Consider the following 22,814-nt stretch of genomic DNA (forward strand, 5'->3'; position numbering starts at 1 on the left):
TTTGCCGCTGACAACATACGTAGTTTACCCAGCATAGGTGACCTGGCGTGCACCCGCCCCTTAGGAGCCCAACCCGGCTGCTGGCGTGTCACCCGTTGAAGCCTGCAAGGGCTTCTCGTCGATGGCCTGGTCAAGCACGGCAGCCGCCAGCCGGTCGTCCACATCAGCGCTCAGCGCAACCCCATCGGCCCGGTATTCCAACGAATTCACCCGTCCCAACTGCCGCACCTGTTCCAGCAGGGAGCCACTGGTGTAGGGCAGGATGGCCTGGACATGCACGGCGGGTGCGGGCAGCAGCTCCTCAACCCGCCTGCGCAGGGACTCAAGGCCCTGACCCTGCCTGGCCGAGACCAAAAAGGCATCGGGCTCAAGGTTGGCGAGCCGCTGCCGGGCATCCTGATCGATCAGATCAACCTTGTTGAAAACCAGCAGACGGGGGATGGACTCAGCGCCGGGGATGTCTGCCAGCACGGCATCCACAGCCCTGATCTGCCCAAAGGGATCGGGGTGGGAGCCGTCCACGACGTGCAGAATCAGGTCGGACTGGCCCACCTCCTCCAGGGTGGATTTGAAGGCTTCGACCAGCTGAGTGGGCAGGCGGCGGACGAACCCGACCGTGTCCACATAGACGTAGAGCCGGCCGTCTGCCGCCTTGGTGCGCCTGACGGCCGTGTCCAGTGTGGCGAAGAGGGCGTTCTCCACCAGTTCCTCGGACCCGGTCAACCGGTTGGTCAGCGAGGACTTGCCGGCATTGGTGTACCCCACCACGGCCACTGCCGGCAGCTGGTAGCGCCGCCGGGATCCACGCTTGACCTGACGCGAGGGGGCCATCTGGGCGATCTGACGCTTCAACCGGGAAATCCGTCGTCTGATGACCCGCCGATCGGTCTCGATCTTGGTCTCACCTGGGCCTCGGGAGCCTATGCCGCCGGCCTGCCCGGCAGCCTGTCCCCCGGCCTGCCGGGAGAGGGATCCGCCCCAGCCGCGCAGCCTGGGCAGCATGTACTCCAACTGGGCCAGCTCCACCTGGGCCTTGCCCTCGCGGCTGGTGGCATGTTGGGCGAAGATGTCCAGGATCAGGGCCGTCCTGTCGACCACCTTGACCTTGGTAACATCCTCCAGGGCCCGTCGCTGGGAGGGATGAAGGTCGTCATCGGTGATGATGGTGTCGGCGCCCAGCCGGGCTACGATATCCGCCAGCTCCCGCGCCTTGCCCGAACCCAGGTAGGTGGCAGGATCCGGCTTGACCCGCTGCTGCAGCAATCCGTCCAGCACCTGAGCCCCGGCAGTCCGTGCCAAGGCGGCCAGCTCGCGCAGAGACTCCTCGGCCTGACCGACCGTGGTCCGCGAACCCGACCAGACGCCGACTAGGACCACCCGCTCCAGACGGACCTTCCGGTACTCCACCTCGGTCACGTCCTGGAGCTCGCCCAGCCCCTCGACATGGCGGAAGGCGTTGCGCCGGCTGCGCTCCTGCCATTCCTGATCCTGGTCCTGCCCGACCTGCCCTTCGCTGCCGGTCAGCACCTCGGACTTGTGGGCGAGCGGGTCCTGGTGGGCATCGACAACTGTTGGGCCAAGCTCTTGGGTCGGTTGTTCTTGGGTCAAAGGCACCTCTGCACTGGTTTATGAACTAGGGAACGAATCCGGTATAGGCGGAATCATGACACAGTCTTTATTATCATCTTCTTAGCAGACATCAGTGAGTGCCCGAGGGACGGGCAGGATTCGAAGACGGACAGGATGGACATGACGCACAGGGACCATGGCAGCAGCCGGGGGCAATCCTCCAGGATCGGGACGGACGGAGGCGAACAGTACTTCGTAGCCCGTCCGGCCTCCCCCGACCAGCGGCGGACCATCCAGGTGGAGCTGGCCGGCCGTACCTGCCAGGTGGAGGTTTCCCACGGGGTCTTTTCGTCAGGAAGGCTTGACCTGGGGACTTCGGTCCTGCTCAAACGCGTCCCCCTGCCTCCGGCCGAGGGCGAATTTCTGGATCTGGGCTGCGGCTGGGGGCCCATCGCCCTGAGCATGGCCATGCAGTCGCCCAAGGCTGATGTCTACGCTGTGGACACCAACCTGCGAGCCCTGGACCTTACCGCCCACAACGCACAAACCCAGGGTCTTGACAGGGTGCGCACCCTAACCCCGGAACAGGTGCCGGACGATCTGCGCTTCGATCTGATCTGGTCCAATCCGCCCATCCGGGTGGGCAAGACGGCCCTGCACGACCTGCTAATGACCTACCTGCCCAGGCTGAAGCCCCGGGGCCGTGCCTATCTGGTGGTCCAGCGCAACCTGGGTGCCGACTCCCTGATTCCCTGGCTGGCTGAGGCCCTGGGCTCCGGCTGGACGGCGGAGAAGTACGCCTCAGCCAAGGGCTACCGGGTCATCGAGGTGGGCCGGGCATGAGGTTCGAGTATCCAGCCGAGCTGCCCATCAGCGCGGCCAAGGAGGATATCGTCCATGCCGTGCAATCCTCCCAGGTGGTCATCGTCTCGGGCCAGACCGGCTCGGGCAAGACGACCCAGATCCCCAAGATCCTCCTGGAAATGGGCCGTGGCGACCACGGCCACCAGATTGTGCACACCCAGCCCAGGAGGATCGCCGCCAGAACCGTGGCCGAGCGTATCGCCTCGGAGACGGGCACCAGGCTGGGCGACCAGATCGGCTACCAGGTACGTTTCACCGACAAGTCCAGCCGCAGCACCCGCCTGCGAGTGGTCACCGACGGCATCCTCCTGGCGCAGATCCAGGGCGATCCGCAACTGCGGGCCTACGACACCATCATCATCGACGAGGCCCACGAGCGCAGCCTCAACATCGACTTTCTGCTGGGGTACCTGACCGCCCTGCTGCCCAAACGGCCCGATCTGAAACTGATCATCACCTCGGCCACCATCGATTCGGTCAAGTTCCGGGATCACTTCGCCAAGGCCCTGCACACCCAGGTGCCCGTGCTGGAGGTCTCCGGCCGCACCTATCCGGTCCAGACCCTCTACGAGCCTGCCGGATCGGCCCCTGCCCTGATGCGGCATGTCCCCGGGTTCGACTCCAAGGAGGAGGGCCAGGACAGGGAGGAGCCGGACATCCCCAAGGCGGTGGCCCGGGCCTGCACCGAACTGGTCATCCACTCCACCCATGTCGACGGCCCCAGGGACATCCTGGTCTTCGCCGCCGGCGAGCGCGACATCCGCGAGTACGAGACCGCCCTGCGGCGCCACTTCGGCCCGCGGACTTCCGACATGCGTCGCCCGGACGCCCTGGAGATCATCCCCCTCTTCGCCCGCCTGTCCGCCAAGGAGCAGCACCGGGTCTTCGAAAGCCACGGCCATCAGCGCATCGTCATCGCCACCAACGTGGCCGAAACCTCCCTGACGGTGCCTGGCATCCGATACGTGGTGGACCCCGGACTGGCCAGAATCAGCCGCTATTCCAAGTCGGCCAAGGTCCAGCGGCTGCCCATCGAGCCCATCTCCCAGGCCTCGGCCGATCAGCGTGCAGGCCGCTGCGGACGTGTGGCCGACGGCATCGCCATCCGCCTGTATGCCAAGGATGACTATGACACCCGTCCCAAGTTCACCGACCCGGAGATCCTGCGCACCTCCCTGGGGTCGGTCATCCTGCACATGCTCTCGGTGGGTGTGGCCCATACGGCCGAGGACGTCACCGACTTCGGCTTCATCGATCCGCCCGACACCAGAGCAGTCAGCGATGGTCTACGGGAGCTGACCGAGCTGCAGGCCATATCCCGCCAGCAGGGCCTCATCCGGCTGACCAACCTGGGACGGCGGCTGGCCAGAATCCCCATTGACATCCGCCTGGGCAGAATGATCCTGCAGGCCGGTCAGGACGCCACCCCGGACACCCTGGCCGCCGTTCTGGTGGTCGTGGCCTTCCTCTCCCTGCAGGATCCGCGAGAGCGCCCGGAGGAGAAGCGCGAGGAGGCCGACCGTATCCACGCCCGCTACGAGGACCCCTCCAGCGACTTCCTGACCGCCCTGAACATCTGGAACCGATTTTTCCCGCAGGACAAGGAGCCCTCCAACGGGGCCCTGCGCAAGGCTTGCAAGCAGGAGTACATGGCCTTCCTGCGCATGCGGCAGTGGCATGACCTCTACCGGCAGCTGGCCCAGATGTGCCGAGGCCTGCACATGAAGGTAGGCTCCCCCGTCCCCGTCAAGGGACCGGACCAGGCCCTGCTGGACCTGCCTATTGGGCAGCAGGCAGCACACGCCCTGGTCTGCTCCTGGGACGACCAGGGCATCCACCGTTCCATGCTGGCTGGCCTGCTCTCCAGCATGGGCATGCAGGTGGTTCACGAACCCAAGGCCTCCGATTTCGCCGGCCTGCATGGCGCGGCCCGGGCCAAGGCCATGAAGCGGGCGCGCCGGCAGGCCAAGAACGACTATCAGGGTGCGCGCGGCACACATTTCGCCATCTTCCCAGGTTCTGCACTCTCCAAGGCCAATCCGCCCTGGATCATGGCTGCTGAGCTGGTGGAGACCTCCCGGCTCTGGGCCCGCTGCTGTGCGGCCATCGATCCGGCCTGGGCCGAGCCCCTGGCCAAGTCCCTGACCAGAACCACCTACGCCGAACCCCATTGGTCGGCCTCCCGTGGTGCCGCAGTGGCGACCTCCAAGGTCCTGCTTTACGGTCTGCCCATCGTGCGCGACAGGACGGTCCAGTGGGCCCGGATCAACCCCGGCCAGGCCAGGGACATGCTGATACGCCAGGGCCTGGTCCAAGGTGACGTGCGCGAGCGCTTCCCCCATGACGGCTTCATCCAGGCCAACCGGCAGGTGCTCAACGAGGCTGGCGAGCGGACCAGCCGAACCCGCCAGGTGACCGGCACTGTCACCGAGGAGGACCTCTACGATTTCTACCAGGAACGCATTCCCCAGGAGGCCACCTCCCTGGCCGCACTGGGTTCTTGGTGGCGGAAGCACCACGATGCGGACCCGCACCTGCTGGACTTCGACCCCGACAAGGTGGAGCGCCTGAACGACCAGTCCGCCTCCTACCGACCCGGAGACTACCCCGACCACTGGCACACCCTGGGCACCGACGGCCGGCCCATGGATCTGCCCTTGACCTATCGCTACCAGCCGGGAGAGCCTGACGACGGCATCACAGTCCACATCCCCCTGCACTGCCTGAACCAGCTGACGCCAGGACAGTTCAGCTGGACTGTGCCCGGCCTCCTGGATGACCTGATCACAGCCACCATCAAGTCCCTGCCCAAGGCCCTCCGGGTCCAGTTCGTTCCCGCCCCTGACGCCGCCCGGACCATCCGCTCCTGGATAGACGGTCACTATCCCCTGCTGCCCGGTGCCGATCCTGCGTCGGCAGAGCAGGCCACCTACGGGTCGGCAGACCAGCCTGCGGACGGAGACGAAAACGGTGCAGGAGCCATCCCCACCGGGGGCTGGCCGGACTTCGAGCAGGTCTTCACAGCCGCGGCCATTGATACTCTCGGAGCCCAGCTACACCCGGAAGTCTTCACCCAGGCCAGGCTGGAACGACTGCCCGACTACCTGCGGCCCACCTTCCAGGTGGAGGAGAAACGGCGCCACGGCCACCCCAAGGTCCTGGGCCGGTCCAAGTCCTTGACCGATCTGCAGCGAAACCTGGCTGGACAGGCCCGTCAGTCGGCCCGGTCCCGGGTGGACTCTCAGGCCAGCAAGGCCGCCCGACAGGGCCAGGTGGTCAAGAGCGCCGACCTGCTCCACCAGTCCGGCGCCACCACCAAACCGCGCGAGGAACTGATATGGCAGGCCGCCCTGGACAAGCTCCACCTGCCTGCCCAGCGGATCTCCTCACGCTGGCTGAGCCGGGAAGCCCTGATGCTGGCTTCGGCCCCCTACCCGGACACCTCTGCCCTGGCCGAAGACCTGCAGATGGCCGCTGTCAAGCGCCTGATCCCCCAAACCGAAACCATCACCGACGATCAGACCCTGCAGGAGGCTGTGGCCGGCGTCAGCCAGGTATACGAGGACACCGTGTATCAGGTGGCCAAGGATGTGGTTGCCATTCTGGAGACTTCGGCCCAGGTGGACAAGGCCGTGTCTGGCCCGGCCGATTTGCCCCTGCTCTCCGTCCTGCAGTGGATACGCCAGCATTCGGCCAGCCTGGTGGCCAAGGGCTTCATCGGCGCCGACCCGCCCTATGCCCTTCCCCGCCTGCGCACATATCTGAAGGCGGACCTGATGCGCCTGGACAAGGCCCGCAGGGACAAGGACCGTGACGTACGATGGGCATGGCAGGCGCAGACCGCCCAGGATCTGGTGGGCCAGGCGGCCAAGACGGCCCAGGCTCTGCCCGCCGGTCCCGGAAGAGACCAGGCCATGGACCGTGCGCGAAGGGGACGTTGGATGATGGAGGAGTACTTCGTCTCCATCTGGGCCCAGGAGTTGGGGACAGCCATCCCTGTCAGTCTGCAACGAATCAGGAAGTTGCTGGAAGGAAAGCCATGAGCAAAAGACCATCAGGACGATCACGTAGGGGCGGCACCAAACGCGGAGGGACGAGCCTCCGTCGCGCGCAGACCCTGGGGGCCGCCCTGATGGCCGTAGTCCTGGTGGTCGCCCTATGCATCCTGGCTGTCCGCTTCGTCTCCTACCGGCTGATGGTAGGCCGCGTCATCCGCCACCAGGAGGAGCTGTCCCAGGAGTACGTTTTCAATCCAGGCAAAATCATCACCGATCACCGTTTCCATGACACCGTGGACATGAACGCCGACGACGTCCAGGCCTTTTTAAACAACCACGAGGCCTCATGCAACGGATCCACCTGCCTGCGCAGCCTGCAGATGGATGTCCCCGACCGTCCCGGTGACGGTCTATGTGATGCCTACAAGGGCGGCAAGAAACAGAGCGCGGCTCAGATCATCGACGGGGCCGCCCGCTCCTGTGGAATCAGCCAGAAGGTCCTCCTGACCATGCTGCAAAAGGAGCAGCATCTAGTGGCCACCAATCATCCCCCCACCCAGGTCCAGCTTCGGTCGGCCATGGGCCTTTCCTGCCCAGATGATGCAGACTGTGACACCCGCTATGCCGGATTCTTCGATCAGGTCTACGGGGCTGCCCACCGATTCCGCTACTACCAGGCCCATCGGAACCAGTATGCCTACCAGACCAAGGCTCTGAACGATGTGCGTTTCAGCCCCGATGCCTCCTGCGGCAGCGGCAAGGTCTACATCGAAAACGATGCCACTGCCCTGCTCTACATCTATACGCCCTACCAACCCAACGAGGCAGCGCTGCAGGCAGGCGACGGCGAAGGCGACCGCTGCTCCAGCTATGGCAACCGCAACTTCGTCATCATCTACAACAACTGGTTCGGCCGATCGGACCAGTGAGTCCCGGCTTCAGAGCCTGGGCAGGTAGTAGGCCAGCTCGTAGGGGGTGACCTGCCGGCTGTATCCGGCCCACTCCCGGTGCTTGTTGCGCAGGAAGTACTCGAAGGTCTGCTCGCCCAGCACCTGGGCCACGAAGTCCGACTTCTCCATGACCTTGAGCGCCGCGTCCAGGCTGTCAGGCAGGGGCTCGATGCCCATGGCCTGCCGCTCGGCATCGGTCAGCTCCCAGACGTCGTCGCTGGTGGGCTCGCCCAGGGTCATCTTCTGCTCGATCCCGTCCAGGCCGGCAGCCAACAGCACCGAGTAGGCCAGATAGGGGTTGGCCCCAGGATCCAGCCCGCGGAATTCCATCCTGGCCGAGTTGCCCTTGCCGGGCTTGTACTGGGGTATGCGCAGGAGGGCGGACCGGTTGTTGTGCCCCCAGCAGACGTAGCTAGGCGCCTCGGCCCCTCCCCAGAGACGCTTGTAGGAGTTGACGTACTGGTCGGTCACCGCGCAGATCTCGGCCGCATGGGCCAGGATGCCAGCGGCGAACTGCCGGGCTGTCTGGGACATGTTGAACTCCTGGCCCACCTCGTAGAAGGCGTTGGTGTCCCCCTCGAACAGGCTCAGATGGGTGTGCATGCCCGATCCCGGCTGGTCGGTGAAGGGCTTGGGCATGAAGCTGGCGTAGATCCCCCGCTCCAGGGAGATCTCCTTGACCACGGTCCGGAAGGTCATGATGTTGTCGGAGGTGGTCAGGGCATCGGCATAGCGCAGGTCGATCTCGTTCTGCCCCGGTCCGGCCTCGTGGTGGGAGTACTCCACCGAGATGCCCATCTGCTCCAGCATGTTGACGCAGGCCCGCCGGAAGTCCATCCCCGGGCTGCGGGGCACATGGTCGAAGTAACCACCCTCGTCGATGGGGGTCGGAACCTGGGACCAGTCCTCCTGGTTCTCAAACAAGTAGAACTCGATCTCCGGGTGGGTATAGAAGATGAAGCCCTTCTCCTTGGCCTTGGCCAGGGCTCGCTTGAGCACGTGCCGGGGATCCCCGCTGCTGGGCTCGCCATCCGGGGTGAGCACGTCGCAGAAGATGCGCGCCGTGCCCTGCGGCCCTCCCCTCCAGGGAAGGATCTGGAAGGTGGACGGGTCGGGCTTGACGATCATGTCGTCCTCGGAGACCCTGGTCATGCCCTCGATGGCCGAGCCGTCAAAGCCCAGCCCCTCCTCGAAGGCCACCTCCAGCTCGGTGGGCGCTATGGCCACCGACTTCAGGGTTCCCAAGACGTCGGTGAACCAGAGGCGAATGAACCGGACATCGCGCTCCTCGACAGTGCGCAGCGCGAACTCCTCTTGTTTATCCATAGAGCTTATGCTCCCATTCCTATATTTCGCAGACTTGCTTATAGCGTTAACAATGCCCCGAGACCAGGTCCAGTGCCTGCTCCAGGGTGAAGGCCCCCTCATAGAGGGACTTGCCCAGAATAGCGCTGTCCACGCCCCGATCGACCAGGTCCAGGATGTGACTCAGGTCATCCAGACTGGAGATGCCCCCGGAAGCGGTCACCTTGGCCGGAGTCCGGGAAGCCACCTGCCCCAGCAGATCCAAGTTGGGGCCGGTCATCATCCCGTCGCGGGTCACGTCGGTGACCACGTACCGGCTGCACCCGTCCCGGTCCAATCGTTCCATGGCCTCGAAGAGATCTCCGCCCTGTCTGGTCCAGCCCCGGGCGGCCAGGGTGTGTCCACGCACGTCCAGACCCACGCAGACCCTCTGTCCGTAGCGAGCCAGGACCTGGCTGGTCCACTCCGGATCCTCCAGGGCCGCCGTGCCGATGTTGACCCGGGTGGCCCCGGCATCCAGGGCGGCCTCCAAGCTGGCATCGTCACGGATGCCGCCGCTGAGCTCCACCTTGACGCGATCCCCCAGCTGGTTGACCAGGGCGGCCAACTTGTCACGGTTGTCTCCGGTACCGAAAGCCGCATCCAGGTCGACCAGGTGGAGCCACTCGGCACCCTGGTCGACCCAGGCCTTGGCTGCATCGGCAGGCTCGCCGTAGACCTTCTCGGAGCCGGAGACCCCTTGCCTGAGACGGACCGCCTTTCCGTCGCGGACATCGACAGCAGGTAGAAGCGTCAGCATCTCATTCACCTTTCTCGGAGGGAAGTCCGGAAGCCCCGGGAAGAGTCCGCACCCAATTGGTCAGCAACCGTGCTCCAGCCTGACCGGACTTTTCCGGATGGAACTGGGTGGCGCTCAAGGGACCGCACTCATAGGCAGCCACAAACCTGCTACGCCCGTAGGTGGCCCAGGTAACCAGCGGTTCACCGAAAGATGCGCCATCTGAGGTCTTGCCTGACTCCGGCTGGCTGCCACTTTGTTCCTTCAACGCCGAAACTCGTAGGGCCAGGCCGGGCTGTGCCACGCCGGCCCGGTCATCCCCCTGCACGGCCATGGCTGCATAGGAGTGGACGAAATAGAAACGCTGATCCTGAACCCCCGCCAGCAGTTGTGTTCCCTGAGGCGCTTGGACATGATCCCAACCCATATGGGGCACGACATCAGCATCCAGCTTGGTCACACGACCAGGGATCAGGCCCAGTCCGGGCTCGCTGCGGCCATCCTCGTCCCCGAACTGGAACATGATCTGAAGGCCTATGCAGACCCCCAGAACCGGTAGACCCTGGGCCAGGCGGTCCAGGATGATCCGGTCGCCGCCGACGGCGCGCAACCCCGCCATGCAGGCCCCGTAGGCCCCCACGCCGGGAATGACCAGGCCGTCGGCCTTCATGGCCAGGTCTTGGTCGGCGCTGATTTGTGCATCGACCCCCAGCTGAGAGAGGGCATGCACCATGGATCTGACATTGCCGAACCCATAGTCAAGCACCTGTATCCTGGTCATGTTCCTCCTAGCAGGTCTTTGGTCTCAACGATTACTCGACGCGACCCTGGCGGGTCGATCCTCCGGCCCCGAACCTGGTGTGCGAGGCGATGATGCCCATGGCCTTCTCGCGGTTGTACTCCCCCGAGTCGAAGATGGCGGCCCCATCCTGGCGCAGCCTGTCCACGGTGGTGGTCCCGATCATCAGGTCCTCCACGAAGTCGGCGGTGGCGGCAAAGAGAATGGGCGGGGCAAGCGTCTGCCCCGACTGCCCGCTGATCCAGAGGGTCACTTCGAGCTTGTCGGCCCGGTTGACCGCCAGGATGGCGCTGAGCCCGGATACGACGGTAGTCAGATCGCGGATGGCTGCCTCGGGTCCGTCACCGTCCAGGTTTCTCAGGACGGCCACGGCACCCTCACGGGCCTGAATGCACCAGGCCGAGATATCGGAGATCTGGCAGAAGGCCGCCAGAAGCTCTGCCGAAGCCAGACGGGTCACCATGACGGCGGCCTTGGCCCGGTTGCCGATCAGACCTTCCAACTCTTGGTCGAAATCGGCAGCAACGCCATCAGCCCCATCTGGTTCCACCGACGATTCTCCAGTGGGCGCAGAATCCGAACCAGCCTCGTCATCCACGCCTGATGCGGAATGTTCAACAGGTTGATCCGCTTGATCCTGGCCCTCCTTGAACTCGGCCTCAAAGCTGGCCAGGGCCCGCTCGACCTCCTCCTCGCTCAGATGATGGCCGGAATCCGGCAGGTCCTGATCCTTGCCGTCATTGTTATCGTGTTCATCAGCGCTCATAGCGACCCCTTGGTGCTGGGGATGCCCTTCACCCTGGGATCAGGCTCCACGGCGAAGCGCAGAGCCCTGGCCAGGGCCTTGAACTCAGCCTCGGCGATGTGGTGCGGATCCCTGCCCGACAAGAGTGTCAGATGCAGGCAGATGCCGGCATGCAGGGCGATGGACTCCATGACGTGCCTGACCAGGGAGCCGGTGAAGTGCCCGCCGATCATGGCGTACTCGAACCCCTCAGGCTCACCGGTGCAGACCGCATAGGGCCTGCCGGAAATATCGACCACGGCTCGGGCCAGGGCCTCATCCAAGGGGACGGTGGCGTCGGCGAAGCGCTTGATGCCCCGCTTGTCGCCCAGGGCCTGGGCCAGGGCCTCACCAAAGACGATGGCCACGTCCTCGACGGTGTGATGGACGTCGATCTGGGTGTCCCCGCTGGCCTTGATGGTCAGGTCGATCAGGGAATGCCTGCCCAGGGCCGTCATCATATGGTCATAAAAGGGAACCGAGGTGTCGATATCGGTCACTCCGGTGCCATCCAGGTCCAGACTCAGGCTCACCTTGGATTCACTGGTCTGGCGGGTGATGGTGGCTGTTCTGCCTGCCATTGCTGCTCCTCCGCTTTCTGCCGCACATTCCAGCTCGCACTGTGGCTCCTGCACGGCGTCTAGACCACCAGCATAGCCGTGCCGCTGGTCTGCATCCTCCTAGAACCGCTTGAGGACATGGACCAGGGTTTGGCGGAATCGCTCCATCTCCGCGTCCGTACCCATGCAGACCCTCAGGTAGCCCTGAGGACCAACGGCTCGGATCAGCACGCCTTCATCCTTCATGGCCTCGAAGACGGCATCGCGGTCGGGGAAGGTGCCGAAGAGGATGAAGTTGGAGGCCGAGGGAACCACGGTCAAGGGCCGGCCATGGAACTTCTGCCCGGCCAGCCACTCGGCAGTCTGACGACGGGTCTGGCGAAGCTGATCCACCCGGGCCAGTTGGAGGTCCGTGTGCTCCAGGGCAGCCAGGGCAGCGGCCTGGGTCAGGGCGCTCAGATGGTAGGGCATACGGACGATGCGAACCGCGTCGACTATGCCCCTGGATGCGGCCAGGTAGCCCACCCTGGCGCCGGCGAAGGCGAAGGCCTTGGACATGGTCCGGCTGACTGCCAGGTGGTCGTACTGCCCGATCAGGCTGACCGCCGAGGGCGTACCAGGATCGCGAAACTCGATGTAGGCCTCATCCACGACCACGATGGGCCGCGCGGACGGATCCGCGCCCGCTACAGGGACCTGAGAGCAGACCTCAAGAAGCCTGGTCAGCTGATCCATGGGCAGGGGCGTCCCCGTAGGATTGTTGGGGCTGGTCACCAGAACCATGGCTGGCTTCAAAGCCTTGATGCGCTCGATGGTCGTATCCATGTCCAGGCTGAAATCGGGCCGCCGGTGGGCCACTTCCCAGTCGGTGAAGGTGTCTCTGGCGTACTCGGGATACATGGAGTAGGTCGGGTCGCAGCCCAAGGCAGTCCTCCCCGGTCCGCCGAAGGCCTGGAAGAGCTGGAGCATGATCTCGTTGGACCCGTTGGCCGCCCAGATCTGCTCGGGCTGGAGCGAGGTCCCTGATTCCCTCTTTAGATAGACCGCCAGGGCCCGCCGCAGTTCCTCATGCTCCCTGTCCGGATAGCGGTTGAGGCCGGGGGCCACCTGGCGCACACGCTGGCAGATGGCCTCGACCACCTCCTGATCCAGGGGGTAGGGGTTCTCGTTGACGTTCAGGCAGACCGGAACATCCAGCTGGGGGGCGCCGTAGGGCTCCTCCCCCACCAGATCCGTACGCAGGGGCAGATCGGCTGGTATGGCACTCACCGGAGACCGGCCTTCTCTTCGTTGGCTTCCAGGTCGGCCTTGTCGTAGGGGTCGTCCAGGAACCGGCTCAGAATGCACTCACCGTGGGCGGGCAGGTCCTCGGCTACGGCAAAATCGTTGATCTTGGCCGCGATGGGCTTGAGCCCTTCCTGGTCATATTCGATGACTTCGACAGGCTTCATGAAGGTGTGAACGCCCAGGGCCACGTCGAACCTGGCGGTTCCGCCGGTGGGCAGGACGTGGTTGGATCCGGACATGTAGTCGCCCAGGGGCACAGGAGAGTAAGGGCCGCGGAAGATGGCACCCGCGTTTCGAATCCGGTCGATGACGGCGTCAGGATCGGCCGTCTGAACCTCCAGGTGCTCGGCGGCATAAGCGTTGGCCACGTCGATGGACTGGTCGATCCCATCCGTCAGGATGATTCCCGACTGGTTGCCGCCCAGGGAGGTGCGCACCCGGTCGGCATGCTCGGTTCGAGGCACCCTGCGCTCCAGAGCCTCCTGTACGCCCTGGGCCAGGTCCTGGCTGTCAGTGATCAGTACCGAGCCGGCAAGCTCGTCATGCTCGGCCTGGCCGATCAGGTCTGCCGCAACCCAGTCAGGGTTGGCCTGCCCGTCAGCCAGAATGGCTATTTCCGTAGGCCCAGCCACGGCATCGATGCCCACCATGCCGGAGACCATCTGCTTGGCTGTCGCCACAAAAATATTGCCCGGGCCGGTGATCTTGTCGACCGGGTCGCAGAGAATCTCTCCATCCTGAGGCTCTGAGCCCTTGGCCCCGTATGCGAACATGGCCACAGCCTGCGCACCGCCCACGGCATAGACCTCATCCACCCCCAGGATGGCGCAGGTGGCCAGAATGATGGCCGCCGGCAGACCACGGGGGTCGTCGGAGGCGGGCGGGGTGGCCACGGCCAGGGAGTCAACGCCGGCAATCTGGGCAGGCACCGCATTCATGATGACCGAAGAGGGATACAGGGCCTTGCCTCCCGGCACGTACAGACCCACCCGTTGAACCGGAATCCACCGCTCGCTGACCCGGGCACCGGGGGCCAGATCGGTAGCCATGGGCTTGGGCACCTGGGTGGTGCAGACCTTGCGGATGCGGGCAACGGACTCCTCGATTGCCGCCCTGACCTTGGGATCCAATCCATCCAAGGCCTCCTGCATGGCCGATGCCGGGACCCTCAGATCATGAGGGCGCACATGGTCGAACCTCTCCTCCAGGTCGCGCAAGGCCGCGGCCCCATGCTCACGCACCTGGTCCAGTATGGGCTGCACCTGGGCGCTGGCCTCCCGAGTACCCATATCGGCTCGGGGCATGGCGGCGAGGAGTTGGGCGCGGGACATGGTTTTCCCGCGCAGATCCATGGTTCTCATCATGAGCTTTGACATACTTTGATGGTAGTGAAGTTTTGTGTCGCCAAAGCCAGCGACTCACCGCCGTCCCAAATGGTGAGACGGTTCCGGGCACATCCTAGGCTGACGGCAGGCAGGAGGGCCCGAAGACGGACTTGATCTCGGCCATCATAGAGGTGTCGTGCCTGGTACGGAAACCATCGCCAAAGGTCAGCAAGCGGACGTTGCCCCGGTCGTCGGTGACCGCCAGACGGACCTGGCAGTAGCCAGGGTGGGACTTGAGTATCCGGGCCAGCCGCTCCATATGTCCCCGATCCAGGGCCTGCCTGGGCAGGGTGATGGTCAGTGGTCGCTCGTCCGCCGACTCCAGGACGGGCACCTCCATATCGTTGACGCGGATGTTGGTGGCCTCGTCACGCAGCTCGACCACACCCTTCACCCGGATGACCGAGTCCAGGACCAGGTCGTCGGAGTGGGCGTCGTAGACCTTGCCAAAGAACATGCACTGGATGGAGCTCTCCAGGTCTTCTATGGTGACGATGGCCCAAGGATTGCCCTTCTTGGAGACCCGTCGGTCCACAGCCGTGACCAGCCCAGCCAGGGTCACCGCCTTGCCATCCATGCCCTTGGACCGGTTGAGCAGCTGGGCGATGGACATGTCCCGCATGCCTGCCAGAACCGAGGTCATGCCGCTCAGCGGGTGGTCAGACACGTACAGGCCCAGCATCTGCCGCTCGAAGTTGAGCTTGGTGGACTTGTCCCACTCATCGATGTCAGGCACGGTCACCTGGGCATCGCCCAAGGCATCCTGCTGTGGCACGTCGTCATCGGGGTCGGCGAAGAGATCGAACTGGCCCTCGGCCTGCTTGCGCTTGATGGGCATGACCTGGTCGACGGCCTCGTCATGAATCTGGAAGAGGGCCCTCCTGTTGGGGTCAATGCCGTCGAAGGCGCCGCCCTTGATCAGTGATTCCACGGTTCGCTTGTTGAGCACCTCCATGGGCACTCGCTTGACGAAGTCCATAAAGTTGACATACTTGCCGCGGGGCCCCTGGCGTTCCTTAATGATGTCCGCCACCACCTTGTCGCCCACATTGCGGATGGCTCCCAGGCCGAAGCGGACCACGTCGCCGACAGCGGAGTACTCGGACACGGACTCGTTGATGTCAGGCGCCAGGATGCGGATGCCCATCCTTCTGGCCTCGCCCAGGTAGAGGGCGGTCTTGTCCTTGTTGGTCTTCTCGTTCTGCAGCAGGGCGGCCATGAACTCCACCGGATAGTGGGTCTTCAGGTAGGCGGTCCAGTATGCGATCAGGGCGTAGGCCGCGGAGTGCGCCTTGTTGAAGGCGTAGCCAGAGAAGGGCACCAGGACGTCCCAGACCGCCTGGGCAGCCTCCTGGGAGTAGCCATGCTCCTTCATGCCCTCGAAGAAGGGGACCTGCTCCTTGGCCAGGACGTCAGGTTTCTTCTTGCCCATGGCCCTTCGGAGCACATCGGCTCGACCTAAAGAGTAGCCGGCCAGAATTCGGGCTGCGGACTGGACCTGCTCCTGGTAGACGATCAGACCATAGGTCTCGTCCAGCACGCCAGCCAGGGGCTTGGCCACCTCGGGGTGGATGGGCTCGATCTTCTGCAGCCCGTTCTTGCGCTTGGCGTAGTTGATGTGCGAGTTCATATCCATGGGCCCTGGCCGGTAGAGGGCGATCAGGGCGGATATGTCGTTGAAGTTATCGGGTTTGAGCATGCGCAGCAGGGATCGCATCCCGTCGCCATCGAGCTGGAAGACGCCCAGGGTGTCGCCCCGGGACAGCAGCTGGTAGGTCTCCTTGTCGTCCAGGGGAACCTTCTCGATGCTGATGGGCTCCTTGCCGTTGCGCTTGATGTTGGCGACCGTGTCCCTGATGACCGTCAGGTTGGACAGCCCCAGGAAGTCCATCTTGACCAGCCCCAGGGTTTCGCAGGTGTGGTACTCGAAGGTGGTGGTCACCGTGCCGTCGGTGCGCTCCATCAGCGGCGAGGTATTGGTGATGGGGTTGGAGGCCATGATGGTGGCACAGGCGTGTACGCCGGTCTGGCGGATGATGCCCTCGATGCCCTTGGCCTCCTCGGTGATCCGCTTGACGTCCGGGTTGGACTCGTACAGATCGCGGAACTCCTTGGCCTCCGGGTAGCGCTTGGACTGGGGATCGAAGATCTCCTTGAGGCTCATATCCTTCCCGTTGACCGTCGGTGGCAGGGCCTTGGTGACCTGGTCGCCCACGGAGTACTCGTAGTCCATGATCCTGGCCGAGTCCTTCAGGGCCTGCTTGGTCTTGATGGTGCCGTAGGTCACGCACTGGGCCACCTTGTCGGAGCCGTACTTGCGACCCACGTAGTCCAGGACCTTCATGCGCCCCTCGGGGTCGAAGTCCACGTCGATATCGGGCAGGGAGACGCGCTCGGGGTTGAGGAAGCGCTCGAAGATCAGCCCGTGCTTGAGCGGGTCCAGCTCGGTGATGCCCATGGCGTAGGCCACCATGGATCCTGCCGCCGACCCACGGCCGGGCCCCACCATGATGCCGTGGTTCTTGGCCCAGTTGATGTAATCGGCCACCACCAGGAAGTAGCCGGTGAACTGCATCTGGCAGATGACCCCGCACTCGTAGTCGGCCTGGTGGGAGACCTCTTCGGGCACCCCGTCCGGGTAGCGGTTCTTCAGCCCCTCGTCAACCTTCTTCAGGAAGAGGGAGGTCTCGTCCCAGCCCTCCGGGCAGTCGAACCGGGGCATAAAGGCCCCGTCCTCGTGGTCGTCGAACATGACGTTGCAGCGCTCCGCAATCTCCAGGGTGTTGTCACAGGCTTCAGGGAACTCCTTGAAGATCTCGCGCATCTCCTGGGCCGAACGGATGTAGTAGCCGCTACCGTCGAACTTGAAGCGGCCAGGGTCGGTCAGCCGGGATCCCGAGTTGATGCAGAGCAGGGCATCCTGGGCCGAGGCATCCTCCTTGCGCACATAGTGCGAGTCGTTGGTGGCCACCAGGGGCGCATCCAGACGACGGGCGATCTCCAGCAGGTCCTTGGTCACCCGATGCTCGATCTCCAACCCGTGGTCCATAAGCTCCACGTAGTAGTTCTCCTTGCCGAAGATGTCCTGGAACTCCCCTGCGGCCCTCAGGGCCTCGTCGAACTGGCCCAGCCGCAACCTGGTCTGGACGATGCCCGAGGGGCAGCCGGTGGTGGCGATGACCCCCTGGTGGTAGGTGGACAGCAGGTCCTTGTCCATGCGGGGCCATTTGCCGACCAGGCCCTCCAGATTGGCCACCGAGGAGGCCTTGATCAGGTTGACCAGGCCCGTGTCGTCGCTGGCCCAAAGGGTCATGTGGGTGATGAAGCCGCCACCGGAGACATCGTCAGAACGCTGCTCGTCGGTTCCCCAGTGAACCCGGCTCTTGTCCTGGCGAGCCGTCTCAGGGGTCACGTAGGCCTCGATGCCGATGATGGGCTTGATGTCGGCATCCACGGCCGTCCGCCAGAGCTCGTAGGCCCCGTGCATGTTGCCGTGGTCGGTGATGGCCACGGCCGGCTGTCCCAGCCGTCCCACCTCGGCAACCAGGTCGGGGATCCTGCTGGCCCCGTCCAGGGTGGAATAGTGGGTATGGGTGTGAAGGTGAACAAAATCTGACCGGGTTGAGGACATATCTCCAACTTACCCAGGACCCTGGCCGAATCGCCGGAGTCCGCTAGCTGCGTATACCAGTGGCGTTCTGGCGCTCGATCTGCAGGGAGCGGCGCAAGTCGGCCGGGTAGGAGGAGACCACAGTGGTCCAGATCTTGGTGCGGGGATGGCGAAATTCCAGACGCATGGCATGCAACCACTGCCGCTTCAGACCCAGCCTGTCCGCCAGGTCGGGGTTGGCCCCATACATGTGGTCGCCCACCAGGGGATGGCCTATGGAGGAGAAGTGCACGCGTATCTGATGGGTGCGCCCGGTCTCCAGATTGACGCTGACCAGGGTGGCCGAGCCGAAGCGCTCCAGCACATCCCAGTGGGTGATGGCCTCCTTGCCGGCAGGGGTGACCGTGAAGCGGAAGTCCGAGACCCGGGCCCGTCCGATGGGGGCCTCGATGGTGGCCTTATCCTCGGAAAGATTGCCCTGAACCAGGGCGTGGTAGATCTTGACCACCTCATGCCGGGCGAACTGCCGGCGCATCTCCTTATAGGCCAGATCGGACTTGCAGACCAGCATGAGGCCGCTGGTGCCCGCGTCCAGGCGGGAGACGATGCCCTGACGGCCCTGGGCCCCCATGGAGGTGATGTGGGTGCCCCGCTGCAGGAGGCTGCCCAGAACGGTTGGGCCGGTCCAGCCTATGGAGGGATGCGCTGCCACCCCCACTGGCTTGTCGACGACGACCACGTCCTCGTCCTCATAGACCACGGGCATGTCCTCGGCCACCGGCTCCACCTGTTTGGCTGGCTCGGGCTCGTCCAGCTCAATCAGATCGCCGCTCATCAGGGTGGTGGCCTTGTTCACCCGACGGCCCATGATCCGCACATGGCCCTGGGCCACCAGATCGCTGGCCTTGGCCCTGGACAGGCCCAGCATCTTGGACAGGGCCATATCCAGGCGCCGACCCACCAGGGCATCCGGCGCGGGAAGAAGCCGGGTCACTTGGCCGCTCCTCCCCCATGTTCTTCGGGCTTGTCCCTGTCCCTGAAGCGCACATTGCAGGCAATGAGCACCACTACGACAACACCGGCCAGAGTCAGATAGATGTCGGCCACATTGCCCACCGACCAGCCGTAGTCCAGAAAGTCGACCACGGCACCGTCAAGAAAACCGGAGGCATAGGCCACCCGGTCGATGAGATTGCCCGCTGCCCCGGAGAAGGCCAGGGAAAGAACCAGGGTCCAGACCATGGAGGTGGTGCGCAGAGCCAGAGCAATAATGAGCAGACAGGCGGCCAGCGCGATCAACGATATGACCCAGGTACTCCCCGACCCCAGTCCAAGAGAGGCCCCAGGGTTGCGTACCAGACGCAGTCCACGCAACGGTCCAGGCAGAGCCACCCTGACACCGTTGCCCAGCCGCGCCAGAGCCAGGGCCTTGGTCACTTGGTCCAAGGCTATAGCTACTGCCGCCAGAGCGACGAAGACGGCCACGCGCCCGCGCAGCCGTCTCATAGATGTGTTCTTCGTCATTACCGGACGGAATCAGTGAGCCTGTTCGGGCTTCTTTTCCATGGACTGGTAATTGCTGGTGTCCGAGATCTGGTTGATCAGCTGGTTGAGGAACTCGGTCAGCTTGCTGCGGTAGCCCGCCTCGAACTGCTTGAGTCCCTGGATGTTCTCCTCCAGAACCTTGGACTGATCCATGAGCTTGTTCTTGACATCGGCGGCATAGCGGTCGGCGCTGTCGCGGGTGTTCTTGTCGTACTCCTGCGCCCGGGTCTGCACCTGAGTCTCGTACTCGTCGGCCTGGGTGTGCTGACGCTTGGAATAGGCGTCCGCATCGGAACGGGTCTTGACCGAGTACTCGTCGGCCTGGGAGCGTACGCGCTGTGAGTAGCCATCAGCCTCGGAGTGGACTCGCTTGGAGTACTCGTCCACCTCGGCGCGCGTCCTCTTGGAGTAATCCTCTGCCTTCTTGACGATGTCGTCGTGCTGGGCATGGCCCTCGGCAACCAGCTGGGAGGCGTTGGCCTTGCCCTTGTCTACGTACTGGTCGTGCAGCTGCATGGCCAGGGTGAGCATGGCGGTGGCCCTCTCGGGTTCGCTGCTGGCCTCGGCGCCAGCGCCCGCGATCCGCTGCAGGCTGCCGGTTTCGGTGGAGGGCTCGGCCTTGGAGACCTGCTGGCGCAGCTGCTCCTCGCGCTTGCGGGACTCCTCCAGCTCCTTGTTCAGCTGCTCAGTGCGCTGTTGCTGCTCCTGAGAAGCCTTCTGGGCCTGGGTGACCTGCTGGCGGGCCGTGGCCATGCCCTGCTGGGAAGCATTGAGCTGGTTGGTCAGCGCCTGGACCTGCTGGCGGGCCTGGTCGCGCTCCTTTTGCATGGCCGTCAACTGGTTGGTCAGCGCCTGGGTGTTGTTGCCCGCAGCGGCCTGGGCGGTAAGCTGGTCGATCTGGGAGTTGAGCTGCTCGACCTGGCGCTTGAGCTGATCGTTCTGCGAGGCCAGGGTCTTGACCTGGCTCTGGGACTCGGCCAGCAGTCGCTTGGTCTGTGCGTCCACGGCAGGCTGTTGCTGAGCGGCTGAACCCTGGGCCTGCTTCAGATCCCTGTTTTCCGTCTGCAGGGATTCCACCTGTGCCGTCAGGTCGGAAATCTTGGAGTTCAGCGAGGCCACATCGGTACCCAAGGACTGGGTGGAAGCGGCGTTGCCCTGCATGGCCTGCTTACCCAAAGCTTCAACCGTATCGGTGACCTGATCCAGGAAGTCGTCGACCTCGTCGACGTCGTAGCCTTCCTTAAACCGCACTGTCTGGAAGGTATGCTCCCTTATGTCATTAGGCGTCAATAGAGCCATATGTTTCTCCACCTCGCTTCAGGCCAACCAGCCCGATTGTGTTCTCTTACTGCATGCTAGCACGGAGTCTGCCGTATCCGCGGTCTTGCTCTTACCCCAGCAGCACCTGGATGATGATCAGGGCGGCATAGAGCACCATGAAGGAGACGTCAAGCTGGATCCTGCCCATGGGCAAGGGCGGAATGTACCGGCGCAGCCAACGCAGGGGCGGCTCAGTCAAGGCATAGATGACCTGAATGAGCGAGGCTACGAAGCCACGGGGGTACCAGCGTGGCGACAAAACCATGACCCAGTCAAGAATCATCCGTACAAAGAGAATCAACAGATAGGTATCGATGAAGATGTCTACCAGATATCGAAGAAAAGGAACAAGCATGCGTCTTTAGGCTCCTGCGGACACGTCTATCGGGGCATCGCTCACTGAGCGAAAAGCCCCTTGGCAGAAGAGCCTGACTCGGGCTCCTCCACCTTGATGTTGACCTGTGCAGGACTGAGCAGAAAGACCCGGGGGGTGACCCGCTCAATGGAGCCGCGTACCCCGAAGACCACGCCGGCGGAGAAGTCAACGATCCTGTAGGCCACCGACTCGGACACGCCGGTCAGGTTGAGGACCACCGGCACCCCGTCCCGCAGGGCCCTGCCGACCATCTGGGCATCCTCGTAGGACTTGGGATGGATGGTGGTGATGCGGTTGATCCGGCTCTGGAAGGGCGTGGACTCGGTCTCCTGGCTGCTGGACGTGGATTGCGGAGCCATAGGAGTCACAGAGTGATCGGTGTCGAAGCCATCGCTGGTCTCTTCATCATCGGCCAGGTCGTCGTCATCGTCGTCCACAACGTCCGACATGCCGAAAAAGGACATTGCGTTCTTCATCAATCCTGCCATACCTGCTCCTTCGCCTGATTACCGCAGAAAGTCAGGGATATCCAGATATCCCGGGTCGGAGGTGCCGTCGTCGCCGGAGGCTGGGGGCACCACATCGTGTTCGGAGGTCTCATCGGATTCCGTCTGAACGGAAGGGGTTGTCAGCGGCTGCTGGGGCTCTTGGACCGGGGTGGCCGCTGCCGGTGCGGTGGTCGTGTCCACTGCAGGGGCCTGGGTCTCGTCCTTCTTTGGTGTGGGATCGAATCCGGCGGCGATGACCGTGACTCGCACCTCGTCCCCGTAGGCGTCGTCCAAGGCCAGGCCCCAGATGATCTGTGCCTCGGGATGGATGGCATCCTGGACCAGCTGGGCGGCAGCGGATGCCTCCTGCATGCTCAGGTCGGTGGGGCCGGCCACATTGATCAGGGCCCCATGGGCACCCTCGATGCTCTCCTCCAGGAGCGGGGAGGAGATGGCGATCTCGGCGGCCTGGGTGGCTCGATCCTCACCCCTAGCTGCGCCGATACCGAAGAGGGCGGTGCCGGCATCCTTCAAGATGGCGGTGACATCGGAGAAGTCCACGTGAATATAGGAGTTCATGGTGATCAGGTCGGTGATGCCCTGAACGCCGGCCAGCAGAGCCGTGTCGGCGGTCTTGAAGGCATCCATGACCGAGACCGTGCGATCCGAGAGATCCAGAAGCCGGTCATTGGGGATAACGATAAGGGCATCGACCTCCTTGCGCAGGTTCTCGATGCCCGATTCGGCGGAAGCGGAGCGCCTGGGTCCCTCAAAGGTGAATGGCCGGGTGACTACGGCGATGGTGAGCGCACCTTGCTGACGGGCTGCACGCGCCACCAGTGGGCTGGCGCCAGTGCCTGTGCCGCCGCCCTCCCCTGCAGTGACGAAGACCATATCGGCGCCCTTGAGAACCTCTTCAATGTCAGACTGATGGTCCTGGGCAGCCTTGGCGCCCTTCTCCGGATCGGCTCCGGCCCCCAGGCCGCGACTGTTGGCATCAGAAAGGGAGATCTTTACATCGGCTTCTGAGCGCAGGAGATCCTTGGCATCGGTATTGATGGCAACAAACTCGACATTCTGCAGACCCTCGGCGATCATGCGATTGACAGCATTGCCACCGGCTCCACCAACACCAACGACCTTGATGTTGGTCTTGTCATTGAAATTGTCATTCTGGGCAATCTCGCTCACAGTAT

18 protein-coding genes are annotated in these 22,814 nt (G+C 64.0%); 3 read left to right on the top strand and 15 right to left on the bottom strand.

Annotated elements, in window-relative coordinates:
* Positions 1–60 precede the first annotated feature (60 nt).
* Positions 61–1,527, bottom strand: a complete 1,467-nt coding sequence (gene hflX, locus P273_RS0104170; RefSeq protein WP_051354119.1) for a GTPase HflX — start codon at positions 1,525–1,527, stop codon at positions 61–63.
* 222 nt (positions 1,528–1,749) lie between these two features.
* On the opposite strand from hflX, the gene P273_RS0104175 reads away from it, so the two are divergent.
* From P273_RS0104175 to P273_RS0104185, 3 genes are read left to right on the top strand one after another with little or no spacing between them, the layout of a single operon-like run.
* Entirely contained in the window at positions 1,750–2,412 is a 663-nt protein-coding gene (locus P273_RS0104175; RefSeq protein WP_051354129.1) for a class I SAM-dependent methyltransferase, read from the top strand.
* Positions 2,409–6,476, top strand: coding sequence for an ATP-dependent RNA helicase HrpA (gene hrpA, locus P273_RS0104180; RefSeq protein ID WP_024627232.1), 4,068 nt, complete (start codon positions 2,409–2,411; stop codon positions 6,474–6,476). Before P273_RS0104175 ends, hrpA begins: the two co-directional genes overlap by 4 nt.
* Entirely contained in the window at positions 6,473–7,360 is an 888-nt protein-coding gene (locus P273_RS0104185; protein WP_024627233.1) for a hypothetical protein, read from the top strand. Before hrpA ends, P273_RS0104185 begins: the two co-directional genes overlap by 4 nt.
* A 9-nt stretch (positions 7,361–7,369) precedes the next feature.
* Here P273_RS0104185 and glnA read toward each other — a convergent pair whose 3' ends face one another.
* From glnA to ftsZ, 14 genes are all read right to left on the bottom strand, one after another.
* Positions 7,370–8,707, bottom strand: coding sequence for a type I glutamate--ammonia ligase (gene glnA, locus P273_RS0104190; RefSeq protein ID WP_024627234.1), 1,338 nt, complete (start codon positions 8,705–8,707; stop codon positions 7,370–7,372).
* 46 nt (positions 8,708–8,753) lie between these two features.
* A complete protein-coding gene (priA, locus tag P273_RS0104195) occupies positions 8,754–9,485 on the bottom strand; it encodes a bifunctional 1-(5-phosphoribosyl)-5-((5-phosphoribosylamino)methylideneamino)imidazole-4-carboxamide isomerase/phosphoribosylanthranilate isomerase PriA (RefSeq protein WP_024627235.1) in 732 nt (243 codons plus the stop codon).
* Position 9,486: 1 nt separating this feature from the next.
* A complete protein-coding gene (hisH, locus tag P273_RS0104200) occupies positions 9,487–10,245 on the bottom strand; it encodes an imidazole glycerol phosphate synthase subunit HisH (RefSeq protein WP_024627236.1) in 759 nt (252 codons plus the stop codon).
* A 31-nt stretch (positions 10,246–10,276) separates the two neighbouring features.
* Entirely contained in the window at positions 10,277–11,029 is a 753-nt protein-coding gene (locus tag P273_RS0104205; RefSeq protein ID WP_024627237.1) for a hypothetical protein, read from the bottom strand.
* Positions 11,026–11,628, bottom strand: coding sequence for an imidazoleglycerol-phosphate dehydratase HisB (gene hisB / locus P273_RS0104210; protein WP_024627238.1), 603 nt, complete (start codon positions 11,626–11,628; stop codon positions 11,026–11,028). Before hisB ends, P273_RS0104205 begins: the two co-directional genes overlap by 4 nt.
* A gap of 99 nt (positions 11,629–11,727) precedes the next feature.
* Positions 11,728–12,876: a histidinol-phosphate transaminase gene (locus tag P273_RS0104215; protein WP_024627239.1), complete on the bottom strand. Its 1,149-nt coding sequence runs from the start codon at positions 12,874–12,876 to the stop codon at positions 11,728–11,730.
* Positions 12,873–14,270 (bottom strand): histidinol dehydrogenase, encoded by a 1,398-nt coding sequence (hisD, locus tag P273_RS0104220; RefSeq protein WP_024627240.1) that lies wholly within the window; start codon positions 14,268–14,270, stop codon positions 12,873–12,875. The genes P273_RS0104215 and hisD overlap by 4 nt, the downstream gene beginning before the upstream one ends.
* Before the next feature lie 82 nt (positions 14,271–14,352).
* The gene (gene dnaE / locus P273_RS0104225) at positions 14,353–17,910 is read right to left on the bottom strand and encodes a DNA polymerase III subunit alpha (protein ID WP_024627241.1); all 3,558 of its coding nucleotides are present in this window, start codon (positions 17,908–17,910) and stop codon (positions 14,353–14,355) included.
* A gap of 43 nt (positions 17,911–17,953) precedes the next feature.
* Positions 17,954–18,883, bottom strand: coding sequence for an RluA family pseudouridine synthase (locus tag P273_RS0104230; protein WP_024627242.1), 930 nt, complete (start codon positions 18,881–18,883; stop codon positions 17,954–17,956).
* Positions 18,880–19,395, bottom strand: coding sequence for a signal peptidase II (locus P273_RS0104235; protein WP_051354120.1), 516 nt, complete (start codon positions 19,393–19,395; stop codon positions 18,880–18,882). The genes P273_RS0104230 and P273_RS0104235 overlap by 4 nt, the downstream gene beginning before the upstream one ends.
* Positions 19,396–19,425: 30 nt before the next feature.
* On the bottom strand, positions 19,426–20,733 hold the full coding sequence (locus tag P273_RS0104240; RefSeq protein WP_024627244.1) for a DivIVA domain-containing protein: 1,308 nt from the start codon (positions 20,731–20,733) through the stop codon (positions 19,426–19,428).
* A 91-nt stretch (positions 20,734–20,824) separates the two neighbouring features.
* A complete protein-coding gene (locus P273_RS0104245; RefSeq protein ID WP_024627245.1) occupies positions 20,825–21,109 on the bottom strand; it encodes a YggT family protein in 285 nt (94 codons plus the stop codon).
* A gap of 41 nt (positions 21,110–21,150) precedes the next feature.
* Positions 21,151–21,618 carry a cell division protein SepF gene (locus tag P273_RS0104250; protein ID WP_024627246.1) on the bottom strand — a complete coding sequence of 156 codons (468 nt, stop codon included), beginning with the start codon at positions 21,616–21,618 and terminating at the stop codon, positions 21,151–21,153.
* 18 nt (positions 21,619–21,636) lie between these two features.
* Complete coding sequence (gene ftsZ / locus P273_RS0104255) at positions 21,637–22,809, bottom strand: cell division protein FtsZ (protein WP_024627247.1); 1,173 nt, start codon at positions 22,807–22,809, stop codon at positions 21,637–21,639.
* Between the last annotated feature and the right edge of the window lie 5 nt (positions 22,810–22,814).

The organism is Bifidobacterium sp. A11, assembly GCF_000499185.1.
Taxonomy (GTDB): Bacteria; Actinomycetota; Actinomycetes; order Actinomycetales; family Bifidobacteriaceae; genus Bombiscardovia; species Bombiscardovia mizhiensis.

What these genes read in the sequence shown, in the direction of transcription:
- P273_RS0104175 (WP_051354129.1), top strand. Translation starts at nt 1,750, where the DNA reads ATGACGCACAGGGACCATGGCAGCAGCCGGGGGCAATCCTCCAGGATC.
- hrpA (WP_024627232.1), top strand. Translation starts at nt 2,409, where the DNA reads ATGAGGTTCGAGTATCCAGCCGAGCTGCCCATCAGCGCGGCCAAGGAG.
- P273_RS0104185 (WP_024627233.1), top strand. Translation starts at nt 6,473, where the DNA reads ATGAGCAAAAGACCATCAGGACGATCACGTAGGGGCGGCACCAAACGC.
- glnA (WP_024627234.1), bottom strand. Translation starts at nt 8,707, where the DNA reads ATGGATAAACAAGAGGAGTTCGCGCTGCGCACTGTCGAGGAGCGCGAT.
- priA (WP_024627235.1), bottom strand. Translation starts at nt 9,485, where the DNA reads ATGCTGACGCTTCTACCTGCTGTCGATGTCCGCGACGGAAAGGCGGTC.
- hisH (WP_024627236.1), bottom strand. Translation starts at nt 10,245, where the DNA reads ATGACCAGGATACAGGTGCTTGACTATGGGTTCGGCAATGTCAGATCC.
- P273_RS0104205 (WP_024627237.1), bottom strand. Translation starts at nt 11,029, where the DNA reads ATGAGCGCTGATGAACACGATAACAATGACGGCAAGGATCAGGACCTG.
- hisB (WP_024627238.1), bottom strand. Translation starts at nt 11,628, where the DNA reads ATGGCAGGCAGAACAGCCACCATCACCCGCCAGACCAGTGAATCCAAG.
- hisD (WP_024627240.1), bottom strand. Translation starts at nt 14,270, where the DNA reads ATGTCAAAGCTCATGATGAGAACCATGGATCTGCGCGGGAAAACCATG.
- dnaE (WP_024627241.1), bottom strand. Translation starts at nt 17,910, where the DNA reads ATGTCCTCAACCCGGTCAGATTTTGTTCACCTTCACACCCATACCCAC.
- P273_RS0104235 (WP_051354120.1), bottom strand. Translation starts at nt 19,395, where the DNA reads ATGAGACGGCTGCGCGGGCGCGTGGCCGTCTTCGTCGCTCTGGCGGCA.
- P273_RS0104240 (WP_024627244.1), bottom strand. Translation starts at nt 20,733, where the DNA reads ATGGCTCTATTGACGCCTAATGACATAAGGGAGCATACCTTCCAGACA.
- P273_RS0104245 (WP_024627245.1), bottom strand. Translation starts at nt 21,109, where the DNA reads ATGCTTGTTCCTTTTCTTCGATATCTGGTAGACATCTTCATCGATACC.
- P273_RS0104250 (WP_024627246.1), bottom strand. Translation starts at nt 21,618, where the DNA reads ATGGCAGGATTGATGAAGAACGCAATGTCCTTTTTCGGCATGTCGGAC.